The organism is Hymenobacter qilianensis (assembly GCF_014638675.1).
In the GTDB taxonomy this organism is placed as follows: Bacteria; Bacteroidota; Bacteroidia; order Cytophagales; family Hymenobacteraceae; genus Hymenobacter; species Hymenobacter qilianensis.
This window is the reverse complement of sequence record NZ_BMFN01000001.1, coordinates 1,585,694-1,601,521: the sequence shown is the minus strand read 5'-3', so window position 1 is coordinate 1,601,521 and position 15,828 is coordinate 1,585,694. Positions and strand designations below refer to the sequence as shown.

General features: G+C 55.5%; 13 protein-coding genes. 4 read left to right on the top strand and 9 right to left on the bottom strand.

Features of this window, described 5'->3' with window-relative positions; translation table 11 throughout:
- Positions 1-89: 89 nt before the first annotated feature.
- Entirely contained in the window at positions 90-773 is a 684-nt protein-coding gene (locus IEW06_RS06800) for a hypothetical protein (protein ID WP_187733342.1), read from the bottom strand.
- Positions 774-825: 52 nt separating this feature from the next.
- Between IEW06_RS06800 and IEW06_RS06795 the strand changes: the two genes are divergently transcribed.
- Positions 826-1,128: a DUF2695 domain-containing protein gene (locus IEW06_RS06795; protein ID WP_187733343.1), complete on the top strand. Its 303-nt coding sequence runs from the start codon at positions 826-828 to the stop codon at positions 1,126-1,128.
- On the opposite strand, the gene IEW06_RS06790 is transcribed toward IEW06_RS06795, so the two are convergent.
- The 7 genes from IEW06_RS06790 to IEW06_RS06760 all read right to left on the bottom strand — a co-directional run bounded on the left by IEW06_RS06790 (position 1,129) and on the right by IEW06_RS06760 (position 13,073).
- Entirely contained in the window at positions 1,129-2,589 is a 1,461-nt protein-coding gene (locus IEW06_RS06790; protein ID WP_187733344.1) for a hypothetical protein, read from the bottom strand.
- A gap of 111 nt (positions 2,590-2,700) precedes the next feature.
- Complete coding sequence (locus tag IEW06_RS06785) at positions 2,701-4,236, bottom strand: hypothetical protein (protein ID WP_187733345.1); 1,536 nt, start codon at positions 4,234-4,236, stop codon at positions 2,701-2,703.
- A 58-nt stretch (positions 4,237-4,294) separates the two neighbouring features.
- Positions 4,295-7,768 (bottom strand): hypothetical protein, encoded by a 3,474-nt coding sequence (locus IEW06_RS06780; RefSeq protein ID WP_187733346.1) that lies wholly within the window; start codon positions 7,766-7,768, stop codon positions 4,295-4,297.
- A 349-nt stretch (positions 7,769-8,117) separates the two neighbouring features.
- A complete protein-coding gene (locus tag IEW06_RS06775) occupies positions 8,118-9,566 on the bottom strand; it encodes a hypothetical protein (protein ID WP_187733347.1) in 1,449 nt (482 codons plus the stop codon).
- Positions 9,567-9,718: 152 nt separating this feature from the next.
- The gene (locus IEW06_RS06770) at positions 9,719-10,111 is read right to left on the bottom strand and encodes a hypothetical protein (RefSeq protein WP_187733348.1); all 393 of its coding nucleotides are present in this window, start codon (positions 10,109-10,111) and stop codon (positions 9,719-9,721) included.
- 105 nt (positions 10,112-10,216) lie between these two features.
- Positions 10,217-11,614, bottom strand: a complete 1,398-nt coding sequence (locus IEW06_RS06765) for a hypothetical protein (RefSeq protein ID WP_187733349.1) — start codon at positions 11,612-11,614, stop codon at positions 10,217-10,219.
- Positions 11,615-12,071: 457 nt separating this feature from the next.
- On the bottom strand, positions 12,072-13,073 hold the full coding sequence (locus IEW06_RS06760) for a sugar phosphate nucleotidyltransferase (protein ID WP_187733350.1): 1,002 nt from the start codon (positions 13,071-13,073) through the stop codon (positions 12,072-12,074).
- 154 nt (positions 13,074-13,227) lie between these two features.
- Between IEW06_RS06760 and IEW06_RS06755 the strand changes: the two genes are divergently transcribed.
- From IEW06_RS06755 to IEW06_RS06745, 3 genes are all read left to right on the top strand, one after another.
- On the top strand, positions 13,228-13,806 hold the full coding sequence (locus IEW06_RS06755) for a LemA family protein (protein WP_187733351.1): 579 nt from the start codon (positions 13,228-13,230) through the stop codon (positions 13,804-13,806).
- Between the two features lie 79 nt (positions 13,807-13,885).
- On the top strand, positions 13,886-14,341 hold the full coding sequence (locus IEW06_RS06750) for a TPM domain-containing protein (protein ID WP_188547783.1): 456 nt from the start codon (positions 13,886-13,888) through the stop codon (positions 14,339-14,341).
- A 44-nt stretch (positions 14,342-14,385) separates the two neighbouring features.
- Entirely contained in the window at positions 14,386-15,174 is a 789-nt protein-coding gene (locus IEW06_RS06745; RefSeq protein WP_229743062.1) for a TPM domain-containing protein, read from the top strand.
- On the opposite strand, the gene IEW06_RS06740 is transcribed toward IEW06_RS06745, so the two are convergent.
- Positions 15,175-15,795, bottom strand: a complete 621-nt coding sequence (locus IEW06_RS06740) for a 3'-5' exonuclease family protein (protein ID WP_188547781.1) — start codon at positions 15,793-15,795, stop codon at positions 15,175-15,177.
- Positions 15,796-15,828 lie beyond the last annotated feature (33 nt).

Here is a 15,828-nt window from a genome sequence, read left to right as displayed (position 1 = left end):
CTGAGTAAACAACGAAGCTTGGCTCAAAAAGCGCGTCATGCTTCGCTCTGCATGACAGTTAATAATATTAGTACTGCACAAGTTCGGATCTAGCTTTTTTGCCCCCCAATCCGTCCGATCTTCGGAATCACCTGAATCAGGAAGCGCTTGTTGTCGCCTTCGCGGGCGCCGCGGTAACGGCCGGTACCATAGAAGCCGCTGCCCCCAATAATTAGCTCGATGTTGCTATCCTGACTGAAGTTCAGGCCGTTCTGTTTCCAGAAATTCAACAGGTTCAGCGCCCTGCGGTAGCTAAGCTGATACGTCAGCTGCTCCTGGGTGCGGTTGCGGGCATCATTGCCGGCGTAGCGCGCTGCCATGCCTTCCACGATAACCAGATAACGCACCGGCTGCTCCGTTTTTATGGTTTTGAGCACGGAGCGCAGCGTCTTGCCCGCTTGCAGCAAAGCCGGCTTATAAGCGTCCTGAATCTCATCCTGCCCCGCCTTAAACTGCACCGGCACCAGCAGCTCGTGCCGCTCCAGATTTGGGTCGTAGCGGAAATATTTGCCCTCCAGCCGCTGCAAGGAGCGCCGAATCTTGGTGATTTGCTCTAATTCCTCAGCTTTAGCTTTTAGCTCGCCGTTGGCTTGTTGCAGTTCCTTTTCCCGGTCTTTAAACAGCTTAAAGCTATACACAAACAGCACCAGCATCACCACAAACAACGAGGTCATCAGGTCCACGTAGCTGGGCCAGAAGAAGTCGTTGGAAGAGCGGTTTTGAGAATCCTGCATGAATAAGCTTAAAGGGAGTATTAATTTGCTAACTACTTTTCAATCATACACTATGCCTTCTAAAGACGAAAAGCAAAAGCATAAAGCAATCTTAAATTCACTCGCGGCAAAACACCGAGCTGATAAGCTTGTCAATTTACCCTTGCCCTTATCTGATTTAAAGGCTTTGTTTGACTATCTAGACGAGCAACTTGTAGAACACGGTTGCGATGATACAGTCCTATTAACTCGTGAGTTTCTTGAGTCGCACCAGCTACCAATATTTGCTACTACTAGTTGGCTAGCGACCTATGGAGGCAACTGTGATTGTGAAGTGCTAGCAAATGTGGAAGAGAAATTTGAGGATGTATTATAGTTACTGCGGCTTCACGCCCCCAAACAAGCTGTCCATAGCCCGCTGCATGCGGTTTTTGGCGGTGGCTTTCACCAATACTTCGTTCAGAGCGGATAGCTCGGTTAAGATTTTAGCTTGAATCTGCGAGTCCATCTCGATCTTGCGCATCAGCTCGCGCTGCGTGGCCGTTACGTCGCGGGAGAGATTTTTCTGCTCGGCATCCAGGTTCTTGAAGGGCTCCAGGTAGTGCGTGATGCGGTCAAACACGTTTTCCTCATTGAGACGCTGGAAGTACTGGCCCCACTTTTCATATGCCTGCTGAGCGTCGCGCTCGTGGAAGCTGAGGCGCTGCTGCATCAGATCGGTGAGGCGGCCGGTGGCGAGGTCGAAGTATTGCTCGGTACGGGCAGCCACGTTGGTCATTTCCTTCTCGTGACGCTGGAAAAAGTCGAGCTGATGCTGAATGAGGTTATCGTGCTGACCAATGTATTGGCCTACGTTGTTAATACCACGCTCGAAGCCCGTCAGGCGGTCCAGAATACTACGCACGGCGTTAGCCGTGGCCGTGCCTTCCTCCAGCATCTGATTAAGCCGCTGCTGATAGCCTACAAAAGAACCAAACAGCTCCGCCGACTCCCGCACCTTGTCGAACACCGCCAGGTTGGCATTCGCCATCTTATCAAAGCCAATCTCATTGAGCTTCACCAGGAAGTCACGCTGCACTTTCACGTTCTCGGTTAGCGTGCCAATGATGGGCTCAAATAGGGTGACCTTGCCTACGAAATCCTGATTGAACGCATCCAGCACCCCTTTCAGCGTAGACAGGCTGTTGGCCATGTCGTTGTGCAGCACGGGTAGCAGGCGTGCCTGCAGGAAGGTGTAGTACCTATTCTGGCCCTGGTCAAGCTGCTGGTGGGCCTTCCGCACCAAGCCATTGCCCAGCAATGTCAGCAACAGGCCTACGAAACTGCCCGTCATAGCGATGAGTACGCCCGTCAGAAAGGGCGTCAGCGCATCTTCATCCGAGACACCATTGCGCGCAATACCTACCAAGCCCAGAATTACGCCCAAAAAGGTCCCCAGCAAACCCAGATACAAGGGCGTGGCTACATTGGCCTGCACTGCATTTTCCAGCACCTGCGACTGCCGCTCCGAAATGTCTTTTAGGATACCGAAGTCGGCGGCGGCGCCTTTATTATGGCGCAGGTAGTCGTTTGTGTCAGTCAAAATCTCCTGAAAGTCGGCGGGCACGGCATCGGCCCGAATCAAATCAATCAGGTAAGCATCGGCGGGGGCGTTGGCGGCATAGGGGGGCAAATCTTCGCCCGCAGGCGTTATCAGGCGGCGCTCAACTCGTAGCGTGTTTTTGGTTGGGTAAAGCTGCGCCAATCGTTGAGCCTGGGCGCGGGTTTGCAGAAACGTGCGAATCTGCAAGCCCACCACCACGAGCACAACGATTATTTCAAGAACGATTTCGAGCATCAAACAAGAGTTTGTAGAAACACACACCGCCGCGTTTGGCATACGCGGCGGTGGAATGTAATCAGTAATACGACCACAAAGAAACAACGCCCAAAGCGTTGGGGTACGTTCCTACTCAAAATGAATAGCGGCCTTTTGCTCAATCTGCCAGGCTCCGTTGCTCTTGAACAGCGTTCCTTCCTCATCCGTCACGATGCGCGAAACGGGCGTGCTGGGCTGCTGGTAGCGGCACGCCTCGCGCAGGGAATATTGCGCGCTCTGAATAGCGTAAGCGTGTACCGCCGTGTTGGAAGTAACCCGGAACGTTGCCCGCTCGGGACGCTGGGCATCCACTTTTATCTCGTAGATGCTGTCGTGCTGGGGTTGTTCCTGCAAGTCATACTCGCTGAATCCGCCATTCACGGGCACTTTCACATAGTAGCGGGTCGGCTGCGTTGGCTGATTTTCCGGCTTGTTTAGGAGAGGCGCCACTGACCAATTATCCGGAGTGGGTAATTGCACAGGCGGCACCAAGCTATCAAAATCATCACGCGGAGCCGCCGCGGGCGGACCAGCCGGTATTACCGGCGCCGGAGGAGCAACTTGAGCTTCAGCCATTGGCGCCGGGGCGGTATAAGTGGGCGCCGGAGCCGGTGGAACTGGAACAGCCTGTTGTGGGGCAGGTGGCGGTGCGGGGGCAGCGGCCACGGGCGCAACGGGCCGCGCCGGCGCCGGAGGAGGTGTAGGGGCGCTTGGCGCTGTGGCCACTGGGGGGCGATTTTGCGCCTGCGGAGCAGGTGCGGCAGGTCTGGGGGGCAAATTTTGGGCGGCTGGCTTCGTTTGAGCCAGTGCCGTGGCTACGCGTTGCTCCACCACTTTCTCAATCTCGCGCTGTAGCTCAGGCGTCAGTTTTTTAAGCGAAGGACTATCACTTGGCATAGCCAGCTTTACGGCTTCCAGCGCCGCTCTATGACGCTCAGCACGAGCATTCAAGGCCTTGATATGACTACGCTGCAAGGCAAAAAGCACCAAGCTTAGCAGGGAAAACACCAAAGCAATAGGAGCAAAAAGCTTACTCATGGTGCTTTCCGCCGCGTAAGTGCGCGGGCTGCTTACGCTGGTGCCGGTTGGCAGTGCTACACCTACATCGGAGTCCACTGTGGTATCGGCAAGGGATGCCGTGTCAGCTGCTTCTTGCGCTACCAGATCAGCGCCAGTGTCACCTAGCGGTGTACCATTCTGAACGAAGCTTTTCAGGCCGGTTTCTAAAGCCGTCAGTCGCTGCATGCGCACCGGGTCGTTGGTGCGCGCTGGGTTTTTAAGCCGATTGATGATTTCAGTGGTCAGCTTGGTAAGCCGCGCCGGATCGGTTGTCAACCCGTTATAAATTGCCCCCCGGCCTTCCAGCGGCTTATACAAGCGGCTGTATACACTCTGCTTGTCGGCTTTGATGCTGTTCTCAAATGCCTGCAAGCTACCGTCGCAACGCAGGGTGCTTTTGAGTTCGGGCACACCCGTATCCTCATACACGAACCGAGCCGTGGCGCACCAGATCTGAGTTTTCGCTTCGTCGAGCGTGGGCTGGCCGAGTTGGGTTTGAGCATTAGCGTTGGAAGCAAAAAGCGCTATACCTAGCAACAGAGTAGCGAAACGGGGTAATATTTTCATAGAAGAAATATGACGGTAAAATGCCGTGCAGAAGAGGCTCCTGCACGGCGTTATTTCATTATGAATTCGGGTTAATCAGCTCGCGGCTCAAGTTATACAGCGCCTGCTTCATCGGGTAGAAAAACAGCGTTTCCGGCAGCGTTTCGCCCTGACCGAGGTTGCGGCCAATCTGGTGCAGACCCAAGTTCAGGCTGTCCTCAATTTCGCGGAGCAGGAAGTCTTTCACCTTCTGTCGGTCCACGTCTACGCCTACTTCGCGCATCAGCGGGGCCACGTCGTCGTTGTCGAGCACGATTTCGAGGAAACGGCGCGTATTTTCGATTACCGACTGCTTCAACTCGGCGTCGACTTGCGGAATCTTTAGGCGCGCCGTGTCGATGTCGGCACCTTCCAAGGCACCATTAAGCTTCACCGTCCGAATCTTGTCGAAGTCGGCGGCGCTGGTGGCACTTTCTTCGAAGAGAACACCACCATTGGTAGTTGCCTCTTTCGGGTTGTCAGCCAGGATAACGCGGAAGTTTTGCGGTGGCTCTTGACCAGTAGCGGCCAGGAATACAGCCTTGGTGATCTTCTCAATAGCCGCCAAGCTACTGCCGCCGCTGAGCAACCGCAGGTACAAGCTGCCTTTGCCGGAGAAGCACAAGTAACGAGGCGTTTTCAAGCCCAAATGCTGCACCAATTGCGCTACATGGTAAATTATGGCCGTGTAGTGCAGGTAGAAAAGCACTCGCAACTGCCGTCCTTTGCCCAAGCCAAGGCTCTGCGTAAAGCGCAACGCTTCATTATAGGTAAAGAGCAAGCTCGTTACGTCGGCCGAACCGAAATCGGGGTTCTGTAGAGCTGCGCGTAAGTAACCCTTGTACTCCTGATTCTGCTCCGAATCGGGCAGGCTTTCTACGTACTGCACGCCGAGGCGAAGCAGGCCATTTTGCTTGGGCGCACCCTGAACGCGGGCGTAACCATCGCCCCACAGGTCGTCGCCGGCAAAGCGGAACGATGAGCTGAACGAAGGCTTCTGCTCGGCGAAAATCAGCAAGTCAGTCGTACCGCCACCGATGTCGATGTTGATGACATTCTCATCACGGTTGGGCACCACCTGGTTCGTAGCCGTGAGGTAGTAGTACGGCGCCACCGACTCTGAAATACACTGCGTGGGCCGGCGAGCACGGAACACCTCCTGGAATGCCTCGTCCCACACCTGCTGAAACTGATTGCGCAGGAACATATCAAAGCTCAGGGGGGCAAACCACACTACGCGGGTGTCTTCCAGAATACCACCGTACTGAGCTGCCTTGTGCTTCATTAGCAGCAGAATCTCTTTGAAGAAAGCTGCAATCCGATTCACGCCCTGGGGGTCCAGTTCCGCCGACCACTTCAGATTAGTCACGAAGCGGTTCTGGGGCGGCTGGTTGGTTTCGGTGTTAATGCTGAAACCGATGTTGATGTTGCTCAGCACTTTGCTGGGCTCATTGGCATAGGAGTTTGTCTCGCACACCGCCGTCCGAATCGGAAACTCATACACCGACTGCTGCTCGCCCACGATGCTAGGCACAAACTCCCGGTTCTGAATCAGCGGAATATCAAACAACTGGCCGGGGCCGCGCATGTAGCGCTGGAAAGCCGAATAGCCAGTGTCAGGCAATGGTGCGTTCAACAGTTCCACCTGCAAGTCACCCTCCCCAATAGTAAACGGCTTAGGATGAGCAGAAGGACCGTCGGCGTAGGCTACGTGCGTGTTGCTGGTACCAAAGTCAACGGCGAAGGTGAAGCGGCGGGTGCCGCGGTCCAGTTCACGCCAGCGCGGCACAATAAGACCGCGGGCCGGCTCGGCGCCCAACGTAGCTGGCGGACAAGTCAGCTCAGCAAGATCGAAGTGCGTACCGCTGATTTCGTAATATGTACTGCCAGCCGTGGCTACACTTTTTTGAGTGCGCTCAAACTTGGTAGCGCGGCGGGCTGCGCCCTGGTCAGTCAGTCGCTCGCCACCTACGAAGAAGGTAAGTTCGTAGCGACGCTGCAGCATTGTGGGGCTGTTGTCGGCATCCACGAGCATGACTTTGTAGAAGTCGTTGTACTCGGGCTGGGCGCGCATCTTGTAGAACGGGAACACGCCCAGGCCAATGTTGGCCCGCACGATGCGACCCTTCTCCGGAATTTCGCGGCCTTGCGCATCCTTAGGGTTCTGCGGATTCTGGTAGTAGCTGCGCTCAAAAGTGATAAAACGCCCCCCCTGCACTGGCACCCGCACGTTTACCCGCACATGGTTCAGGTCGATAGTAAACGTGACCAGCTCAGCCAGATCGTGCTCCGTGAAGTACTCAAAGAAGGATTGCTTCAGCGGCAGCAAATACGGAAACCGCGCACGACCTTGGGTGTCAGCACCGTACTGGAACGTGACCTTACCCGTGTGGAAGCGCTGGGTATTTAGCTCGTATGGCAGCTCAACCAGCGCATCTTCCAAGAAGTCGCCCACCGTGAGGTAAGGATACTTGAAGCCTTTGCCGGGCAACACCCGATTCTCCAGCGTCAGCTCATCGGCGTAGGGCACAGGCGTGCGGTCGTCCCAGGGCTGGCCGTTGAGGTAATTTGCTCCCTGCATGGTCAGGTTGGGGCGCAATACCAATGGGCGTAGGCGGCCGCTGCTGGTTTCGCGGGTAGGCTGAATAAACAAGTCGCTGCTCATCACCGCCGACTGATCGGCGCGACCGGGTAGCGGCACATACTTTACGCTTACCAAGTTGCCCTGGAAGTCAGTGATGGCGGGGTACTTGGCGGCAAAGCGCTGGGCCGTGTGCTCGCCCTGCATCTGCATCTGATTGATGCGGCTGCGGTCGAGGCTGGCGAATACGCTGCCGGCAAACTCGCGGCGCTGCAACTGCGGATACGCCAGAAACAGCTCGTACACGAACTCGCGGAAAGCCGGCGAGCGGTCTTCGAGCAGCACAATCTGATTATCGAAATAATGCCCCCTAGCCTGGGCGCGCTCCAAGTCTAGCGGTGCTACTGTAGGGGCTGTGAAGAGCAGGGTAAGTGGTGAAGTGCCCCCCAGCAAGCGCGGTCCGCCCGGCAGGTCCGGCGACTCGTAGAACACGAGATACATATCCGAGAAGTCACGGAATCGGTCATCCTGCAAGAACAGCCGCAAGGTTTCGCCCAGCAGACGCGTGCCCTCATCGGCCTGCATCTTGCGCAGCTCCGTCTCCGCGTTCCAGCGACGCAGCGTGATTTTGCGGCCAGCTTGGGTGTAGAGGTTGAAGTTGTACAGCACCTCAAACAGGTCCCAGTAGTGCGACACCAGTTCATGGTACACCGAGCCCGCATTGCGCTGTCCCTCACGGGCCAGGAAATCAAAGGCCGTTTCAAACAAGTGCATCCGCGCAAATGGCGTCGGAATGGACACGGCCACATTCTTGGCCCGCCCGCCTGTGGGGTCGGTTACGGTATCAATTTCGGTGCTGGTAATGGGAGCGGTTTTCTGCCAGCCTTGCACCTGCTGGGAGCCGTTGTTATGTAAGCGAAGGACTTTGGGCATTCCTATAGTCGATTATGTCGATTGAGTAGTAATTCAATTCCCCTCCTCAGATACTGTTGCGCATCAAGCAAGGAGGGGTGCCCTAAGGGCGGGGTGGTTGACCGGCGTTGCTGATGTTGTGTGGAAGCGGGCCTGCAAACGGTAGGCGGTCATGCAGAGCGGAGCGAAGCGTCTCGCGTGTTTAGCGGGATTAGTAATCAGACATCAGCACGCGAGATCCTTCGCGCTGCGCTGCATGACGTTCTATATACCCGTTCCCGTTAAACAACATCAGCAACGACCTCAACCACCCCAGCGGCGGCTGCGCCGCCGCATCCCCTCCTCAACTTAGGAGGGGAGCTTGATGTTCTTATACAACCTTTACCTTTTCTTCAAACGCTTTATCCGTCACGCGGTCGAACAGAGCCAGCAGCTTCTTGAAGTTGTCGGGCTCCTGGATAGACTTTGCAGCGTCGTTGAGCTGATTGAGGAAGTAGTTCTGACTGAGGCCTTTGTTGAAAAAGTCATTCCACTTTTTCTCTACAGGCTTGCCGGCAATCATGGCGTTGAAATCGTCGGTGGTGAGGTCGAAGGGGCGGAAGGCGCGACGGTTTTGGGACAGCTCTCTTAGCCACTCATCCACACCGAATTCAGGGCTGTGGAGGAAGTTGTTCAGCTCCTTGAATATGGGTTCATTGCGCATGGCATAGTCCAGGTTCAAGTTGTCGTGGTAGGGGGCTTTATCAGTGGGCAGGTGCTGCTTATGATAGCGCGTGAAGTACAGGAATTGCGTGAGTTGCTTAGCAATCAGTTCCCGCGATTCGTCGGGCAAGTGGCTGAAGTTCAACTCTTGCGTGTCTACGCCCAAGCCATACTCGTGGAAGTGCGGACCGCCATTGCGCAGTTCAGCATCGGGGTACTGCATAAAGTCCACGATGCTGAGCGCGGCCAGCAGCTCAATGAGGTGAGCCTTGTTGCGCTGGGCCGTGCCGCCAGGTTGGTTTTCGTAGGGCGTATCAGGCGTATCAGCCAGGTAATACAGAGCGTCGAGGCCCTGTAGGTTGTGCTCGTAGTAGCTGAGTGCCGCCTTTGTCTTGGTGAGGAAGCTGTTGGAGTCGATGATGGAGTTATCCTCTGATTGCAACGCAAAGTAGGGCATCACCGTCACGGCGCCGGTCAAAGCATCGCGCAGGTAGCGGGCATTGCTTAGGCGCGTGTTGGGGTCTTTGAGGTTTTTGAGCAACAATGGGAACCCCGCCGCGCCTGTGCCGCCGAAGATGCTGGAAACGAAAAACACCCGGTCGCCGGCTTGGAAGTTGTCAGCGAAAAAGCGGATTTCCGGCGAGTCGACCACCTTATTCAGCACGACGCTGCCCACGTTAGGCGAGCCGCGGAAACCAATAGTCAGGGGGCTTTCTAGATTGTCTTGGGTGAACAGCAACTCTACCAATCCTTTGGAATCGATAGAAAGCTGGTCGTAGCTTAAATATTGGCGGAAGCTTTGGTTGATGCCGCCAAAGTCGAAGACGAACGTGTCCTTTACACCCCCGTTGGTGTCAGCCGAAATGCTGCTGAGCGTGCTGATGTTGGTGTGAAAGAAGCCGTCTTCGCGCTGCCCTAGGCGGCTATAAATCTGCTGATAGCTCTTCAGCATATTCACCGTCCGATTCATGTCGCCGTTGTGAGCGTCGGGGTCGATGATGATGGGCACTACCCGGTCGCAATTGGGTAGCTGTACGCCGGCGGCCAGCAGCATGGTGAGGGAGCGAATAACGCGGGAGCCCGTGCCGCCAATACCGAATAAAAAGAGTTTAGCCATTGAATCGCAGAGTTTGCAGATTGATCAGATTTCGCGGATGCGTACAGAAACGCATTATTTGGTGGCTTACTGCTGAGCCTATAGGCTTCACCGCCAGTTATGAGTTTAGCTATAGAAACGATAAAGACGCGAGTTATCGCGTCTTTATGCCCTTAAAAAGGTGTAGTGCTGGCGTTGGTCGAGCCTTTGCGCAGAATAACAGAGAAAAGAAAAAACCAGAGTAGGCCGTACACGGCGTTCAGCGTTGCCAGCCAATAGATATAAGAGTGCTCCGCTACCTGCTGACTGTTGCACTGCACAATGGCGATAATAAAGGCAATAATGGCGTTAGCAATAAGGAAAATTGCCCAATGGCGTCCCTTATTGAAGGTTGCTACTCCCATCGCCCGGTTAATCAGATAATAGAAAATCAGCACCAGGGCCAACGAAACACCTAGCGTCAGCAGGCCGACGTTGGGGAAAATTACCTCGCGGTAAACAGGGGTTTCGGATGGCGGCTGCGGAGAGCCGATGAGTTCGTAGAGAAAACGGAAAAATGACTTCATAGCGGAAATGTACAAATAACTTTGAGTGGAGATTCGCTGAACGCAGAAGATTCAACAGAATTGTGTGCATGATGCAAATCAGCGCAACAATATTAACTTCTTACGCTATTTGGCGGGCTCAAGCGTGAGTGGAATTTGAAATACGGGGGCATCTTGGCCAGCGACAATAGCTGTAGACACGCCATCGAGGAGACTGGCGAAGGCGAAGGTTTTGGGGCCCGCCTGATTGATGTTGCTGTCGTTTTGGGTTGTCCACTGGCTTACCCAAGCCGGGCGGGCATCATTGAGCACTACTTGCAAAGGGCGGGCAGCACGGGCCATTTTAGTTAAGCGCACTTTCACAAAGTGCGTGTACTGATTTTCGGGGCCGCTGCTGGCGCGGGTCTGGTCGGTGGCCGCGGCTACGTTAACGATCTTCGCGTCCGTATCCTGACCAACAAGCTTTAAATTTTGCTTTAGATAAGCGGGGTCGCGGTACAAGGCAGGCATGGTGCTCAAATTTAGACCCAGCACAAACTCCACGGGGTTCTGCGCGGAAGCTTCCTGCACGGCTACCGTGTGGTAGGTGGCACCGGCCTCACGCTTGCTGGCGGTTTTCTCGCCGTAATACCAATCACCTTTGTTCTGATATTTATTTAGCAGGGAAGAAGCCGGGCGCGGATACTTTATGCCGTAATGCACCTGTTGAGCTGGCTGTTTGGCCAGCAAAGCGGCCTCAAAGCGACGCACGGCGTCCTGGGGGCCAATTACCCAGAAATAATACGGAATATCGGTGTCGCAGCAGTTGGGTACTTTGCGGGCGCCGGTCATGATGGCCGGGTAAAACGTGCCCTGAAAATCGGAGGTGAAACCGTATACCGACACAGCCAGATCAGTGCGCTGGGTGCGGCTGATGGCGTCGGTGATATCCGTTTTGATGTAAGGAATGGCGCCCGTGTTCTTGGGCGAGTAGATAAAGTCCGAAATCAGGACGTTGACCGTGTTGGCCGCGTAGTAGTTGCTGACCAGCGTATCGAGCACTGTCGGGATGTCGGTGCTGCTGGCGGGCTCTTTGATGCCGCCGCGCACGGTGCCGGAGAGTTCCTGGTACGAGTCGCGATAAGGCTTTTCTTTAATACGATAATACACTTTGCGGCTTGCTGCTGGGCTGTTATTCAGCTCCGACAAAAACTGTGCGACCTGCTGCTGGAAGCGGGTATTGCTGGCATCAGCGCCGGGCTTAGGCATAAAGCCTTCCATCGAGCCCGATACTTCCAGAAACACATTTACTTGAGCTAGCGGCGCGGCAGCGGCAGCATCCGTTTCGACTGCCACGTTGGGCGCTCCTTTGTCGGGGGCGACTTTGGCGTTGTCGCGCGGCATCTTGGTTTGGTCGTTCTCGACCTGTTGCTCGGTTACCGCGCCGCCTTCGGTTTTTACATCATTGCGGGAGTAACAACCGGCCAATACTAACAGCACAGCGGCCAGCGCAGGTTGAAAACGGAAGCAGGGGGGCAAATTCATAGAAGCAAAATAGAAGCAAACGGCCCGTGCCGCAACCTGCGTACTGCTGGCCGGGCGGGTGGGTTGTGGGGGAACGCTGAGAAACTCGTAAAATTTTGTGCCACTTCTCGGCTGGCAGCCTTATCGATATTATCGAATGTTTTTGAATTAGACAGTTAGGCAGTGCAGCAGATGGCTAGTAAAGATGTCATATAGCCCGTCATGCAGAGCGAAGCGAAGCATCTCGCGCGCTGATGTCGGAGTAGTAATTGTCATGCTGAGCTTGCCGAAGCATCTCTACCGCTTCGTTGTGCACCGATTGGGATTAGTAACCAACTGAGATGCTTCGGCAAGCTCAGCATGACGTTCTTCTTAGCTGAGCTACTACTCCCGCTAAACACGCGAGATGCTTCGCTCCGCTCTGCATGACGGTCAACAGTTGGTAATGAACTAGGCTAAAAAAAAGCCCCCCAGACTATTAGCTGTAATTGATTTCGGTGTTGTCGCCGATGTTGAGGCTGTGGTTCAGGCCACTGAAAGAAGCGTCGCTGCCCACAATGCAGTCTTGCATGACGGCGGAGCGCAACTCGCTATACGAGCCAATGATAGAGTCGCTTATGATGGTGTTGCGCACGATGGTGCGGTCGCCTATGGCCACATTGGGCCCAATGATGGAGTGGCGAATCTGGCAGTCGCGGCCGATGCTGACGGGCGGGATGATAATGGTATCCGGAAATTCGGGGTACTCGCGGGCTACCAGAAATTCGGGGCGGTTGAGCAGACGGGCGTTGGCTTCGAGCAGGCTTTCCTTGCGGCCGCAGTCAAACCAGTTATCAACCGGCGTGGTGGTCATTTCCTCACCTTCGTTGATGAGCAGCATGAGCGCATCGGTTAGCTGATACTCATTGTGGGTGCGCTGCTCATCGGCGATAATACGCTCCAGGGCCACGGCCAGCCGCTCAGGATTGGCAATTTTATAAAGCCCGACCAGCGCATGATTCGACTTCGGGATGCGCGGCTTCTCGACTACCTTGGTTACCTGTCCGGTAGCATCCGTCTCGACCAGGCCAAACATGGAGGGCGTTTTCACCTCCTTCACGGCCAGCACCGTGCCGGGCGTATCCAGTAGCTGGCTCAGGTCTACGTCTACGATGGTGTCGCCGAGCAGAATCAGCATGCCGTCGGTTTCGTAGCGAAAATGCTCGCGCGCGACCCACAATGCGTGACCAATGCCTTCGCGGGGCTCCTGCACCACAAACTCGGAGCGAAGATTTGGGTACTGCCGACGCACGTAACTCTCAATTTTCTCGCCCAGGTAGCCAATCACGAACACAAAATCTTCGATGCCGGCGGCCACCAGCCGGTCGATAATGTGCCCCAGAATAGTGTTGCCCGCCACTGGCACCAGTGATTTGGGCTGGGTGTGGGTGTGGGGCCGTAAGCGCGAACCAATACCAGCAACAGGAATAACAGCTTTCATAAACGACAAACGTGGCGTAAGACCGCAAAATAGTAATTCGTGCGGCAGTAACTCTAAAGACAACCGCTAAGACGCGTTTCCGTACTTTGCACTGCGCATATTTAATATTTGGTGCGTAACTACAACCATCTTTCCCTTCCTCTCCCTTTCTCCTATGAAACGTCTTCTTCTCTATCTGTTTGGTTTGATGGTGCTGCTCACGCAGTCGTCGTGCGGTTACAACGGCATGGTGCAGCGTGATGAGGCCGTAAAAGCTCAATGGGGTAACGTGCAGAACGCCTACCAGCGCCGCGCCGACTTGATTCCAAACCTGGTAAATACCGTGAAAGGTGCTGCTAACTTCGAGCAAAGCACGCTTACCGGCGTTATCGAAGCCCGCGCTAAGGCAACCAGTGTACAGCTTAACGCTGACCAGCTGACGCCCGAAAACATTCAGAAATTCCAGGAGGCTCAGAGTCAGTTAAGCGCTGGTTTGGGTCGTTTGTTAGCCGTGTCAGAAAATTATCCGGAATTAAAGGCCAACGCCAACTTTCAGGAGCTGCAGGCCCAGATTGAGGGCACCGAGAATCGTATCAACGTGGAGCGCAACAAGTTCAACAACATGACTAACGACTACAACGGCTTCATCCGACAGTTTCCCAACAACTTATTTGCGGGTGTATTTGGCTTCTCGGCCAAAGGATATTTTGAGGCCGATGCGGCTTCTCAGAAAGCGCCTACAGTACAGTTTTAAGTTTTAGCGGCTGGTTGCCGGCTTTCCGTAAAAGCCTAAAGCCGGCAACCAGCCGCTACAAACCCATGATCAGAAACAAATGAAGAACCCTTTGACCCCGGAGCAGGAAGCCAAGCTGGTTGCCGCCATTCGACAGGCCGAAATCAAGACCTCAGGCGAAATTCGGGTACACTTGGAAGATAACTGCCCTACGCCCGAACCCCTAGACCGGGCCGCGCAGGTATTCGCTGAGTTGAATATGCACCGCACGGCGCAACGCAACGGGGTTCTTTTTTATCTGGCCTGGGAAGCGCGCCGCTTCGCGGTCATTGGCGACGCCGGTATTAATGCCGCCGTGCCCGACGACTTCTGGGAAACCACTAAGGAAACCGTTCTCAAGCACTTTCGGGCTAATGACTATGTGACTGGCCTGGAAAAAGGCGTGCGCATGGTGGGCGAACAATTGCAGCATTTTTTCCCGTACGATGCGGGCACCGACAGCAACGAGCTCGACGATTCTATCTCATTTGGCAAACCGACGCCCCCGCGCGCATGAGGCACCCCTCCCCTTCTGCCTTCTGGCGAATCTTAGTTCCTTGTTTGTTGCTGTGGCTGGCCGTGGCCGGAATTTGCCCCCCAGCCCTCGCCCAGGATTTGCCCCCCAGACCCAGTCCGCCGCGGCTGGTGAACGACCTGGCCGGTATGCTGCGCCCCGATGAGGTGGCCGCGCTGGAAAATAAGCTGGTGGCTTACGACGACTCTACGTCTTCTCAAATTGCCGTTGTAACCATTCCAACATTAGGCGATTATGAGCTGGCCGACTACGCCCAACAGCTTTACGAAGCGTGGGGCATTGGGCAAAAAGGCAGCAACAACGGCATCCTTATTCTGGTAGCCGAAAAAGAACGCAAAGCCCGCATCCAGACCGGTTATGGCCTAGAAGGTGCCGTGCCGGATGCGTTGGCGAAGCGTATTATCTCCAATACCGTCGTGCCGGCGTTCCAGCAGCAGCGCTACTACGACGGCCTAGATCGGGCTACGGATCAGCTTATTGCGCTGGCCAAAGGCGAGTACAAAGCCGACCCAGCCACAAACCAACGGGAGCGCAGCAGCGACGACAGCGGCTCCGGCTGGACCTTTTGGCTGGTAATCGGCGTGCTGGTGCTGTTTCTATTTATGCGCAACCGTGGCGGCGGCTCCGGCGGCCGACGTAGCCGGGGCTTTGGTGGCATGGGTATTCCACCCGTCATCTTCGGCGACTTTAGCGGCGGCCGCGGTGTGTTTGGCGGCGGAGGCGGCTTGGGAGGTGGCTTCGGCGGCGGTGGCGGAGGCTTTGGCGGCTTCGGAGGCGGCAGCTCCGGCGGCGGCGGGGCCAGCGGCGACTGGTAATTACTGCGCTTCTTCGGTGCCGTGTGGCACAACCTGCTGATACATTGGCAGCTCATAAAACGGCCGCAATAGCTGAATGACATCCAACGCATCAGCCACAGCTTCGTGGGCTACGGTGTTGTCCTCAAACTTTGCGCGGGCCTTGCAGATGCTCATCGTGGGCAGGCGCGAATCTTTCTTCCAGTTTAGGTAGAACGCGGCGGGGTCCAGCATGGCAGGCTCGGCCCGAACCAAAGTGCCGTAGCCGGGCAGCTCGCGCAGAAAGCCCAGGTCGAAAGAAGCGATATTCTTGCCGGCCATCGTCACGGTTACGCAGTTGTGCTTGTCGGCTTTGAAGCCTTGCGCTAGTAAAAACTCCCGCAGCTGAGGCAACAACTCTTCTGGGGGGCAAATTTCCGGGTTCGGCTCATTGCGCGCCAGCTCTTCCAGCAACCGCGCATTCAAGGCCAGCGCGCCGGCCGTGCCCACGTACTCGTGGTGCCGCACTGCCCGCCGAAAAACGGGTAAATCAGTCAGTGGGCGCGGGCGCTTGGTATCTTCCACCACGGCCGCTAATTCCAGAATCTGATGGCGCTGAGGCTTGCCGCCGGAGGTTTCAAGGTCGAGGGAAATGTAGCGCATCTCAGCCTGTACGGTTGGCAGTACACAGACGTT

Bases quoted from the DNA above. Each gene is read 5' to 3' on its own strand.
- IEW06_RS06800 (WP_187733342.1), bottom strand. From the start codon at position 773: ATGCAGGATTCTCAAAACCGCTCTTCCAACGACTTCTTCTGGCCCAGC.
- IEW06_RS06780 (WP_187733346.1), bottom strand. From the start codon at position 7,768: ATGCCCAAAGTCCTTCGCTTACATAACAACGGCTCCCAGCAGGTGCAA.
- IEW06_RS06755 (WP_187733351.1), top strand. From the start codon at position 13,228: ATGAAACGTCTTCTTCTCTATCTGTTTGGTTTGATGGTGCTGCTCACG.
- IEW06_RS06760 (WP_187733350.1), bottom strand. From the start codon at position 13,073: ATGAAAGCTGTTATTCCTGTTGCTGGTATTGGTTCGCGCTTACGGCCC.
- IEW06_RS06740 (WP_188547781.1), bottom strand. From the start codon at position 15,795: ATGCGCTACATTTCCCTCGACCTTGAAACCTCCGGCGGCAAGCCTCAG.
- IEW06_RS06790 (WP_187733344.1), bottom strand. From the start codon at position 2,589: ATGCTCGAAATCGTTCTTGAAATAATCGTTGTGCTCGTGGTGGTGGGC.
- IEW06_RS06785 (WP_187733345.1), bottom strand. From the start codon at position 4,236: ATGAAAATATTACCCCGTTTCGCTACTCTGTTGCTAGGTATAGCGCTT.
- IEW06_RS06750 (WP_188547783.1), top strand. From the start codon at position 13,886: ATGAAGAACCCTTTGACCCCGGAGCAGGAAGCCAAGCTGGTTGCCGCC.
- IEW06_RS06765 (WP_187733349.1), bottom strand. From the start codon at position 11,614: ATGAATTTGCCCCCCTGCTTCCGTTTTCAACCTGCGCTGGCCGCTGTG.
- IEW06_RS06775 (WP_187733347.1), bottom strand. From the start codon at position 9,566: ATGGCTAAACTCTTTTTATTCGGTATTGGCGGCACGGGCTCCCGCGTT.
- IEW06_RS06770 (WP_187733348.1), bottom strand. From the start codon at position 10,111: ATGAAGTCATTTTTCCGTTTTCTCTACGAACTCATCGGCTCTCCGCAG.
- IEW06_RS06795 (WP_187733343.1), top strand. From the start codon at position 826: ATGCCTTCTAAAGACGAAAAGCAAAAGCATAAAGCAATCTTAAATTCA.